Source organism: Streptomyces solitudinis (assembly GCF_036323765.1).
In the GTDB taxonomy this organism is placed as follows: domain Bacteria; phylum Actinomycetota; class Actinomycetes; order Streptomycetales; family Streptomycetaceae; genus Streptomyces.
Genome location: NZ_JAZDCW010000007.1, coordinates 280971 through 291677, shown reverse-complemented (window position 1 = coordinate 291677; position 10707 = coordinate 280971). Strand labels below are relative to the sequence as shown.

Genomic DNA, 10707 nt, shown 5'->3' with positions numbered 1-10707 from the left:
TCTCGGTGAACGAGTGCTTGTCCAGCAGCAGGTCGATGCGTTCGCGTACGGTCAGCTTGCCCTTGGCGTGCTGCGCCTCCGTCGCCCGCGCGCTGGGCCCCTGGCGGGCGGTCTCCCGCAGGGCCTGGAACTCGGTCAGCGGGTCGGTCGCGGTGGTGGCGGGCTGTTCAGTCAGCATGAATGACCTCATCTCTGCGTGACGTTGCGGAACGGGGTGCGGGAGCCGCCGCCCCGACGGCGGATAAGCTCCGCGCGCTGGCCGAGGCGGGCAGGGTGGCGCACACCCGTGGTTCGTCGTTCGTGATGACGCCGGCCGGGTCGGGCGCGTACAGCGTGTCCGCCCGGAGCCAGCGCACCGTCGTGCAGTAGTCCCGGCTCCCCTCGACGGCCGCCGCCACGGAGTGCGTGACGTGGCTGGAGCCGGGCGGCAGGTTCAGCACCGTCCAGCCGGGCGGACTGGCCGACGGCCTGCCGCCGACGCCGCCGCCCAGGTAGTCCAGGGCGAGGTCGCGGCTGAGCCCGGTGCCGATGCCCTTGAGATACGCCTCTTTGCGCGTCCACAGCCGCGCGAAGGCCGCCAGCCGCTCCTCGCCGGTCAGCTCCGCCAGTTCCGCCTGCTCCCTGGGGTGCAGGTCGGCGATGCACAGCTCGACGGTCTCCTCGGTGGGCAGCTTCTCGACGTCGATGCCGACCGGGGAGCGCGCGATGCCGAAGGCCACCAGCCCGCTGCTGTGGGACAGCGAGAAGTGCAGCCGCGGCATGCCCGGCGCGAGCACGGGACGGCCGTGGGGTTCGGAGCACTCGGCGCACGGCTCCCGCGCGAACCGCAGCCGCGCGGGCGGGATGCCGGAGTAGGCCGACAGCAGCCGGCGCAGGGCGATGTGGGCGGCCGTGTACAGCAGCCGGTCGTGGGCGCGCATGAACGAGTCGGCCTTGTCCCGCTCGTGCTCGTCGAGTTCCGCCGTCATCAGCGGCTCCGAGCTGAGGCTCGTCCACGGCTGCCGCAGCATCCACAGGTGCAGCTCGTCCTCGCCCACGGACAGGGTGGTGGGTGTGCGGCCCGGCACCGCACCCGACGCGTAGGGGGCGGCCATCAGCGGGCCAGGGCGGGGGCGGCCAGCGGCGCCGGGCTCCCCGGCCGGTCGGTCAGGCGCCCGGCCAGCTTGGCGGCCAGCTCGCTGACGGAGTCTCCCGACAGGATGTCGGCCACGTGCAGGTCCACCTGGAGCGCCACCTCCAGCAGGCGCTTGACCTGGAGGCCGGTGATGGAGCCGACGCCCTGCGTCCGCAGGGGGCGGCTGCGGCTGACCCGGTGCGCGGGCGGGACGTCCAGCAACTCGGTCAGCTCCCGGCAGAGGTACGCCGTGATCATCTCGGTGCGCTCCTCCAGAGCGGCCGCGCGCAGCGCGTCGAGGTCCGGCAGTCTGTCGCGGTAGGTGGCGGTCGGTGTCATGGTGCTTCTCCTTCGGTTCGGTTCCGGCCCCACCGGTGGGGCCCGGCCTGATGCGGTGCGGGTGGGGGGTGTGGGACGTGGGGGGGGGTGGGACGTGGGCGGAGGTGGGGACGGACGGCCGGGTGGCCGGGTGGCGCGGGGGTGACGACCAGCGCGGAGTTGAACCCGCCCGGGCTGCGGGCCAGGAGCAGCACCGCGCCGAGCCGGGCCTCGCGGGGCGAGGTCACGAGGTCGATGTCGTAGTCCGGGGAGGGCCGCACGTTCGCGGTCGGCGGGATCAGCCCGTGCCGCATGGACAGGAAGGCGGCGGCCAGGTCGAGCATCCCGGCGCCGCCGTCCAGCCGGCCGGTCAGGGACTTGGGCGCGGTCACCGGCACGCCGTACGGGCCGAAGACCTTGGTGACGGCCTCCGCCTCGGCCCGGTCCAGCTCCGGCACGGCGGCGGCGTCGGCCATGACGGCGTCGATCCGGTCCGGTTCCAGCCCGGCGTCGGCCAGCGCCCGTTCGATGGCGCGCTGGAGACCGGACGCCCGGCCCCGGCCCGGCGCCGGGTCGAAGGCCGTGGCGTACCCGGCGATCTCCCCGTAGATCTGCGGCGCCTTGCGCCGGCGCGCGTGCCCGGCGTCCTCCAGGAGGAGCATCGCGCCGCCCTCACCCGGCACGTGGCCGTCGGCGGCGCCGTCGAAGGGCCGGTACCCGCGTGCGGGCCGGTCGCCCCGGGTGAGCCTGCCGCTGGCCTGGGTGGCCAGCCAGCCGCGTGCGCCGAACGGCGAGTCGAAGCCGCCCGCCACCATGAGCGTGGCACCGGAGCGCACGGACCGGCGGGCGTGGCCCACCGCGTCCAGTCCGCCCGTCTGCCCCGCCGTGATGACGCTGCCCGGCCCCTTCAGGCCGAACCGCGCGGCGATGTGCGCGGCGCTCAGGGCCGGGAGCGAGACGAGGGGCGTCGTCCCCGGGTCGCTGGGCCCGGCCTCACCGGGACGGCCGGGCTCCCGACGCTCGACGGCCCCCGGCCCGCCGGTCACCGGGGCCGTCATGACGACCCCGGCACCGTAGGGCGGCAGCTCCGACGGCTGTACCCGGGCGTCGGCGAACGCGCAGTCGACGCCGATCAGCGTCACCTGGGTGATCCAGTCGGTCTCGGAGATCAGCCGCCCGGGCAGGTGCTCGCTCGGCTCGATCTCGTCGAAGGGCGCCACCAGCACGGAGGCACTGGCCGGTAACCGTCCCGGGCTCAGCGGCCGGATGCCGTGCCGGGCCGCCCGGGCGGCGCTCCAGTAGTTCTCCAGGCACAGGCCGATGGGTGCGGCGACCGCGAGTCCGGTCACCACCGGGTTGCCGGTCATCGGGCCTCACTCCTTCCCGGTGCGGTCAGCACCATGGCGCTGAGGAATCCGCCGACGCCGCCGCTGACGGTCAGCGCGACGCCGACGTCGTGCGCGCGGGCGGTGAGCGGCACGTGGTCGAGGCCGCACGCCGGGTCCGCCTCGTGCAGGTTCGCCGTCGGCGGCACCGTGCCGTGCTCGATGGCCAGCACCGAGGCGGCGAGCGCGAGCGCGCCGGCGGCGCCGAGGGCGTCGCCGATCATCGAGCTGACGGAGCTGACCGGTATCCGCCCGGCGTGCCCGCCCAGGGCCGTCCGCAGCGCGGCGGCGTCGTGGAGGTCGCGCCGCGGGTGACCGGTCCCGGCGCCGCCGACGTAGTCGACGTCCCCTGCGGTGAGCCCCGACTCGCGCAGGGCGTGGGTCACGGCGTCGGCGAGTTCGTCGCCCCGCTCGGGGACGCCGGTCACCTGCCCGGCGGTGTGCCGGGTCGCCTGCCCGCCGATCTCCGCGTACACGTGGGCGCCCCGGGCGCGGGCACTGTCCAGCTCCTCCAGCACGAGGAAGGCCGCGCCCTCCCCGAGCACCGAACCGTCGCGGCCGAGGGCGAAGGGCCGTGCGGCGCCCGCGGGGTCGCCGTCGCCCCGGGTGGTGACCCCGACGGCGTCCAGGTCCCGCAGGACGCCGCCGGTGATCGGGGCCTCGGTGGCACCGGCGACCATCACGTCGGCGACGCCCTCCCTAACGCACCGGGCGGCGTGCCCGATCGCGTCCAGCCCGGCGGCGCAGCCGGTGGACAGCACGGTCACCGGTCCTTCGGCGCCCACCGCCCAGGCCACGTCGCGGACGAGGTTGCCGGGGACGAGCCGGTCGGCGGCGTCCGCGCTGGACAGCAGCGTCTCCGCCACCTCCGAGCGGCCGTGTCCGGTGACCCGGTGCAGGGCCGTGTCCAGACTGGTGACCGGCCCGGCCGCGGAGCCGACGGCGACGCCGGTGCGGGCGGGGTCGAGCCCGGCGAAGTCCAGGCCGCTGTCCTCGGCCGCCTCCCGCGCGGCGACGACGGCGAACTGGGCCGCCCGGTCCATGCGGCGGGCCTCGGCCGGGGCCAGCCCGTGCTCCGCCGCGTCGAAGTCGATCTCGGCGGCGACCCGGCCGTGCTCCGGACCGCTGCGGGTGAGCGTGAGCGCGCGGGTGGCGGTCCTCCCTTCGGTCAGGAGCTGCCAGAAGTTCTTGCGTCCGGTACCGCCCGGGGCGAGGACCCCGAGCCCGGTGACCGCCACCCGGCGGACGGCGGGCGCGGTCATCGCCCACCTCCCGCGGGACGGACCGGCACGGCGGGCAGCCGGCCGTCCGGCTGCCCGCGCCCGGTTTCCCGGACGTGCTGCCACTGCATGGTCATCTCTCCTCCGATGGATACGTCGGCAAGCACGCCGAGACGCCGTACCGGCCATTTCCGGTACGGCGTCTCGACGTGTGCGGTCGAATGGGCGCGAAGGCACCTGCGCCCGGGGAAGAGCGCGACCCGAGGCGTTGCGGTGACACTGGTCGAGGCCCGTCGGCAGGCGGACACATTTCAGGAGTCCGCTGCTGGCGAGCCGGGCGGCGCGAGGCGCCGCCGGTGCGTCACCACACCGCCGAAGTCCCCCGTTTTCGCAGCTCAGATGCGCGGCCAGGCAAGAGTGGGCACGGGACGGCGCCACGTCGCCCGCTGCCGCTCACTTCCAGAAATACGTGTCGGGAAGTTATCACCCATATTCTTCGCAACCGCCGACGGGGTCAAGAAAAAACCGCCGCCGGGGTATACAAATTATTGTCAAGCGGAAGCCGATCGGGCCATAGCCGGACAATGACTGGCCAGTGAAAGCAGACTTTCCGGAGCTATTCACCTGGGTGTTCTGATGGACGTGCACAGCACGTCCCTTTTTTACTGCGGGCCTTGGAGGATGGTGCCGGTGCCTGCCGACCAGACCCGACGGCGCTCCGCCGAGCTGTGCGCGGGCGCCGGCTGCGCCGGCGGCACCGGTGACGGCCCACGGCCCCGCGCTCCCGGCAGGGGGCTGTGTCCGCCGTGCGCGAAGGCGCTCGACCGCGACCTGCGCGCGCTCCCCGGCCTCTACGCGGAGTGCGGCCGCCTGCTCGCCGGCGACCACCGCACCGGCCCGGCGGGCACCCGGACGACGGGCGGCGCCCTGCCGGGCATGCCGTTCAACGCCGCCGCCGCGGAGGTGCGGGGCGCGGTGCTCGGCACGCTCAGCAGCTGGGCGGGGACGGTCGCCCAGGCCCGGGGGCTGCCCGCCCCCCAGCGGTCGGTGCCGAAGCTGTGCGCCTTCCTGCTGGGGCACGCCGACTGGCTGACCGGCTGCCCCGCGGCGGCCGACGTCTCCCGCGAAGTGGCGCACCTCGTGCGGACGTCCTGGCGGGTGGCGGGCGCGCGCGGCCGGCGCCGGGTCACCGTGGGGCGCTGCACGGTGCCCGGCTGCGGGGGCGATCTGGTGGCCGAGCTGAGTGCGGACGGCGAGGCGGGCAGCGGCACGGGCGGCGGCGAGATCCGCTGCGCGGCCTCGCCCGAGCACCGCTGGGAGGGGCGGGAGTGGACGCGGCTGGCCGAACGCATGCGGGCCGAGCACGCCCCGGCGCGGCAGCCCGCCGCCGTCTGGCTGACCACGGCGGAGATCTCCCGGCTGTGGCAGATCGCCTCCGGGAGCGTCTACCGGCACGCCAGCGAGCAGCGCTGGCGCCGCCGCCGCCGGGCCGGGCGGACCCAGTACTTCGGCGGGGACGTGCAGGCGACGCTGGGCGCTCGCGGCCGGAGCCGCGGAGCCTGACGCTTCACCGGGAGGGGGGCGCCGCGGCGCCGGGTGCCCCGGGGGGGGCGGGGCACCGGGGGGGCGGGGCACCGGGCCGCGCCCGTCACCGCCGCCCGCGCCCGCTGACGGCCGTCCGCCGTCAGCCGTCCGCCACGAGCCGTCCGCCGTCACCGATGCGGAAGCCCACGCCCCGCACGGTCAGTATCCAGTCGCTCGAACCGAGCTTGGCCCGCAGCGAGCTGACGTGCGTGTCGATCGTGCGGCTCGCCTGCATGCCGGTGAGGTGCGTCATGGGGGTCTCCCACACCTCCGCCATCAACTGGCGGCGCGGGATGACCAGCCGGGGCCGGCTGGCCAGGTAGTGCAGGAGGTCGAACTCCTTGCGCGTCAGCTCCACCGGCACGCCGTCCACGGTGACCTGGCGCATGGCGGCGTCGATGCGCAGACCGCCGCGCACGATGGCCCGGCTGACGGGCTGCCAGGGCCGCACCCGGCGCATGACCGCCTCGATCCGGGCCAGCAGTTCGGGGAAGCCGCAGGGCTGCGTCAGGCAGTCGTCGGACCCGGCCTGGAGGCCGCGCACCCGGTTCGCGGGCTCACCGCTGTAGGTGAGCGAGATGATCGGGGTGTCGCAGGACGAACGGATGCGGCGGATCACCTCCGCCCCGTCCATGTCCGGCAGCTCCAGCCGCATGAGCACCAGATCGGCCGAACGGTACTCGCGCAGGGCGCACCGTCCGCTGGAGACGGCTGAGGCGTGGTGACCGTACCGCCGCAGATCCCTGCTGAGGGACTCGGCGCTCGGTTGCTCGTCCTCGACCACGAGCACTCGCATGGCTCCCCCTGACTGGACGTGCCGACTGCCGGGCCCGTCGGGACCGGCGCCCGGACGGCCGCGGTGTGCACGGAGCTGTGGCCGTCCAGCCTGACCGGTATACCGGACACCGGTACAACAGCCCCCATAATAACAAACCGTACGCGCTGTTTTTCAAGTCCCGGTCAACAGTCACCCAAGGCGACTTCTCGCCAACCCTCAGGATGCCGGTTCTGAGGTATATATGACACCCCCTTCCCTCCAGCGCACGGCTCACCACGGGCATGCCACCGCGAGCCGCCCCTCACGCCGCCGCGCTCCGACCCCGAACATGAAACCGGCCCTACGGTTGGTTTTTCACTGGGCCGGACTGGCGAGAATGACGTGAGGTGACACTGCCAGAACGGAGGGTCCCGTTCACCGTTCTGGCACACAGACAGGAGCAGCCGCTCATGCAGGTACGCGCGGAGCAGACGCGTCAGTCGCTGATCGACGCCGCCGCGGCGCTGTTCGACACCAAGGGCCCGCGGGACAGCGGGCTGCTGGAGATCAGCCGGGCGGCCGGTGTCAGCAAGGGGGCCCTGTACTTCCACTTCGGCTCCAAGCAGGAGCTGGTCGGCGCGGTGTGGGAGGAGGCGAGGAACCGGGTCCGCCGCCTCGCCCGGGACCACATCGGACCGCAGCCCGCCACCCTCGACGCCACGTTCCGCTTCGTCAGCGCGCTCACGACGGCGCTGCGCCGCGACGTGGTGGTGCGGGCCGGGCTGCGGCTGGAGGCGGAAGGCGGCCTGGAGACGGACGCGGACGGTGGCGGGATGCGCCGCGAATGGCTCCGCTTCCTGAGCCGCAACCTCACCGGGGCCGACGGGAACCGGGCCCCCTCGGACCTCGTCGCCGCCGTGACCATCGGCCTGGAGACCCTCGGCCGCCAGGACCCGTCCTGGTGGTCCCAGGAGACGGTCAGCGGCATCTGGCACCTGCTCTCCGGCCTCAGACCGCCCGAAGTCCCCGCCGGTACGGCGGAGAACAGCGTCCGCCGTGTCACCCACATCCCGGAACAGAACGAGTAGAACCGCTCCCCCACCGAGGTTGCACATGGACTCTGCCAGCCCGATCACGATCGACCCCGCAGGCCGCGACCTGCCCGGAGAGACGGCCCGGCTGCGCCGCCAGGGCCCCGTGACCCGCGTCGAGCTGCCCGGCGGGGTACCCGCCTGGATGGTCACCGGGTACGACGAGCTGCGCGGTCTGCTCACCGACCCCAGGGTCTCCAAGGACGCCCACCGGCACTGGCCCGCGTGGACGAGCGGTGAGGTCCCCGGCGACTGGCAGCTCACCCCCTGGGTGGACATCCGCAACATGCTCACCGCCTACGGCACCGAGCACAGCAGGCTGCGGCGGCTCATATCGCAGGCCTTCACCGCACGCCGCACGGCGGCCCTGCGCCCCCGCGTCACCCAGCTCACGGACGCGCTGCTCGACACGCTCGGCCGCATCCCGGCCGGGCACCCCGTCGACCTGCGCGAGGCGTTCGCCGTCCCGCTCCCCATCCAGGTGATCTGCGAACTGCTCGGCATCGCCGAGGAATCGCGCGAGGAGCTGCGGGAACCGGTGAGCACCGTCTTCCGCACCACCGTGACCGCCGCCGAGGCGGCCGAGAACGAACGCCGCTTCCACCACCTGCTCACCAGGCTCGTCACCGCCAAACGGTCCCGGCCCGGCGACGACGTGGCCAGCGCCCTCATCGACGCCCGGGACGGCGACAGCGCACCGCTGAGCGAGCGCGAACTCCTGGACACGCTACGGCTCATCATCGGAGCCGGTTTCGAGACCACCGTCAACCTGCTGTGCAACGCCGTCCTCGCCCTGCTCACCCACCCCGGGCAGCTGCGGCACGTGCGGGAGGGCACGGCGGGCTGGGAGGACGTCGTCGAGGAGAGCCTGCGCCGGGACGCACCCGCCGCGAACCTGCCGCTGCGCTACGCACTGGAGGACATCGAGGTCGGCGGCGTGACCATCGCCGCCGGCGACGCGATCGTCGCCTCCTACTACGGGGCCGGACGCGACCCCAGGCGCCACGGCCCGGACGCGGACGTCTTCGACGTCACCCGGCAGAGCCGCTCCCGCGGCCACCTCGCCTTCGGGCACGGCGTCCACCACTGCCTGGGGGCGCCGCTGGCCCGGCTGGAGGCCGCGGTGGCCCTTCCCGCCCTGTTCGACCGCTTCCCCGGGCTCCGGCTCGCCGCGCCGCACCAGCGGCCGGAGCCGCTGGAGTCGTTCATCGTCAACGGGCCGCGGACGCTGGAGGTCGTCCTCCGTCCGTGAACCGCGCGGCATGGCGGGCCGCCCCCTCCGCGTGGCCGCGGGGAGGGGGGCCCAGCAGCCGCCGAACCGTGGGGTGGAGGGGCGGTCTTGCCGTCAGCCGGACCCCGTGCGGTGGCCGGTCCCGCGGTGCCGGGCGGCCCGCTGGCCCGGCACCGCGGCCCGGAAGAGTGCCGTGCGCTCTCACAGAGCGGTGCACCCGCCGTCGACGGCGATGGCCGCCCCACTGACGAACGACGCGTGGTCGCCGCACAGCCACACCGCCGCCCGCGCGACCTCCTCGGGTTCCGCGATGCGCTTGAGCATGCTCGACTCGGTCACGTACTCCTCCAGACGCGGATCGTGGTCGAACGCCGTCTGCATCAGCTCCGTCCTCGTGGCCCCGACGACCAGGGCGTTGACCCGCACCCCCCGGCTGCCGTACTCGTGCGCCGCCGCCCTGGCCAGCCCGATGACGGCGTGCTTCGCCGCGACGTACGGCGCGCTGGGGACCGCCGGTGCCGCAACACCCGCGGCGCTGGAAGTGATCACGATGGAACCCCCCGACGCGTTGTCGAGCAGCACCGGGATCTGGTGCTTCAGGCAGTTCCAGACGCCGCGCACGTTGACGTCCATGATGGCGTCGTACTCCTCGTCCGGCAGGAGGTGCAGCGGCGTGCGGGGCGTACCCCAGCCCGCGTTGTTGAAGGCCGCGTCCAGGCGCCCGAACCTCTCGACCGCCGCCTCGACCACCCGGCGCACGTCGTCGGAGCTGCACACGTCGCCGGGGACGGCCAGCGCCGATCCGCCCGCCGCGGTCAGCTCCCCGGCCAGCCGCTCCAGTTCGGCACCGCGCCGGGCGGTGAGGACGACCGCCGCGCCCTCCGCCGAGAACAGCCGGGCCGCCGCCGCCCCGATACCGCTCGACGCCCCGGTGACCATCACGGTCTTCCCCGCCAGCGCCCCCGCGCCGGCTCCGGCCCCGCTCACGCGGCGGGCCCGCGCAGGGAGAAGCGGCACCGGGCCGCCTCGTGGCCGCGCTGGTAGACCCGGACGGGCACCACGAAACCGTCGGCGTCGATCCGTTCGGCGTCGCCCACGGTGACCAGGCAGGGCTCGTCGTGCTCCACGTAGCCGACGAACGTGGCGTCCATGGCCGGGACCGCCGCCGACGGCATGGCCACGGCCAGCCGGGCCGCCTGGCACATCGCCTCCATGAGCGCCATGCCCGAGACGTGGTCGAGCGGGTGGTCGTAGACGACGGGGTGGTCGCGCTCCACGCGCAGCACCCAGGTGTGGGGGGCGCCGGGGGCCAGCATGACGTCCCTGGCCTGCACCCGGCCCACCGCGGCCGGGGGCACGGCGGCGGGGAGGACCGGCAGAGAGGGGCTGTCGGACTTCCGGGCGGCGGCGCGCAGCCGCGCGTACACGGTGGGGGGCACGCACTGCATGTCGAACGCCCCGGTGCCGACCTGCACTCCTCCGCGGTGCAGGGTCACCGTGACGCTCGCGGACCGCAGGACGCCGCCCCGCTGGACGACGTCGTGGAAGGACGCCCGCAGGGTCAGGCGCGTACCTCCGACGACGGGCAGCAGCGCGAGTTCGTCGACCTCGTAGGTCATGCGCTGGAGCAGCAGCTGGTGACCGAGCGGCAGGCCGTAGCCGACGTGGGCGAGCAGGATGCCCGACTGCCGCAGCGTCTCACCGACGAGTTGGGGGTCGCACCAGGCGGCGGTTCCCGGGCCGTAGAGCTGGTGGCTGTGCGGCCAGCGGACCGCTACGCTGAAAAGGTGGTCCCCCTCGCGGCTCGCTGCCGTCGGCAGCACATGCCGCGCGTTCCAGCAGTGCACGAGTTCTTTGGGGACGGGTCTGACGAGGTGCTCCTGACCGGCGGCGCCCTCCTCGTCGCCGAACGCTTCACTGATCAGTCCTGTGCTGGATGTGCTGACACGCTCCGTCGTACTCATACGGCTTTGCCCCCCTCTGTCAGCGAGTTAGTGCTCCCATAAA

Annotated in this window: 10 protein-coding genes and 1 pseudogene; 3 read left to right on the top strand and 8 right to left on the bottom strand. The window is 74.4% G+C overall.

Annotated features, from left to right (window positions below):
* From V1J52_RS19960 to V1J52_RS19940, 5 genes and pseudogenes are all read right to left on the bottom strand, one after another.
* Positions 1 to 178, bottom strand: a pseudogene (locus tag V1J52_RS19960) (methylmalonyl-CoA carboxyltransferase); the annotation flags it as partial.
* Complete coding sequence (locus V1J52_RS19955) at positions 168 to 1094, bottom strand: 4'-phosphopantetheinyl transferase family protein (RefSeq protein ID WP_330141252.1); 927 nt, start codon at positions 1092 to 1094, stop codon at positions 168 to 170. The gene V1J52_RS19955 and the pseudogene V1J52_RS19960, both read right to left, overlap by 11 nt.
* Complete coding sequence (locus tag V1J52_RS19950) at positions 1094 to 1453, bottom strand: acyl carrier protein (protein ID WP_330141251.1); 360 nt, start codon at positions 1451 to 1453, stop codon at positions 1094 to 1096. Before V1J52_RS19950 ends, V1J52_RS19955 begins: the two co-directional genes overlap by 1 nt.
* A complete protein-coding gene (locus tag V1J52_RS19945) occupies positions 1450 to 2799 on the bottom strand; it encodes a beta-ketoacyl synthase N-terminal-like domain-containing protein (protein ID WP_330141250.1) in 1350 nt (449 codons plus the stop codon). The genes V1J52_RS19950 and V1J52_RS19945 overlap by 4 nt, the downstream gene beginning before the upstream one ends.
* Positions 2796 to 4079 carry a beta-ketoacyl-[acyl-carrier-protein] synthase family protein gene (locus tag V1J52_RS19940; RefSeq protein ID WP_330141249.1) on the bottom strand — a complete coding sequence of 428 codons (1284 nt, stop codon included), beginning with the start codon at positions 4077 to 4079 and terminating at the stop codon, positions 2796 to 2798. Before V1J52_RS19940 ends, V1J52_RS19945 begins: the two co-directional genes overlap by 4 nt.
* A 648-nt stretch (positions 4080 to 4727) precedes the next feature.
* Here V1J52_RS19940 and V1J52_RS19935 point away from each other — a divergent pair.
* The gene (locus V1J52_RS19935; RefSeq protein ID WP_330141248.1) at positions 4728 to 5600 is read left to right on the top strand and encodes a hypothetical protein; all 873 of its coding nucleotides are present in this window, start codon (positions 4728 to 4730) and stop codon (positions 5598 to 5600) included.
* A 121-nt stretch (positions 5601 to 5721) separates the two neighbouring features.
* Here V1J52_RS19935 and V1J52_RS19930 read toward each other — a convergent pair whose 3' ends face one another.
* Positions 5722 to 6417 carry a response regulator transcription factor gene (locus tag V1J52_RS19930; protein WP_330141247.1) on the bottom strand — a complete coding sequence of 232 codons (696 nt, stop codon included), beginning with the start codon at positions 6415 to 6417 and terminating at the stop codon, positions 5722 to 5724.
* A gap of 431 nt (positions 6418 to 6848) precedes the next feature.
* Between V1J52_RS19930 and V1J52_RS19925 the strand changes: the two genes are divergently transcribed.
* A complete protein-coding gene (locus tag V1J52_RS19925; protein WP_330141246.1) occupies positions 6849 to 7466 on the top strand; it encodes a TetR family transcriptional regulator in 618 nt (205 codons plus the stop codon).
* A 25-nt stretch (positions 7467 to 7491) separates the two neighbouring features.
* On the top strand, positions 7492 to 8721 hold the full coding sequence (locus V1J52_RS19920; protein WP_330141245.1) for a cytochrome P450 family protein: 1230 nt from the start codon (positions 7492 to 7494) through the stop codon (positions 8719 to 8721).
* 180 nt (positions 8722 to 8901) lie between these two features.
* On the opposite strand, the gene V1J52_RS19915 is transcribed toward V1J52_RS19920, so the two are convergent.
* Positions 8902 to 9639 (bottom strand): SDR family oxidoreductase, encoded by a 738-nt coding sequence (locus tag V1J52_RS19915; RefSeq protein ID WP_330141271.1) that lies wholly within the window; start codon positions 9637 to 9639, stop codon positions 8902 to 8904.
* A gap of 44 nt (positions 9640 to 9683) precedes the next feature.
* A complete protein-coding gene (locus tag V1J52_RS19910) occupies positions 9684 to 10664 on the bottom strand; it encodes a ScbA/BarX family gamma-butyrolactone biosynthesis protein (protein WP_330141244.1) in 981 nt (326 codons plus the stop codon).
* Between the last annotated feature and the right edge of the window lie 43 nt (positions 10665 to 10707).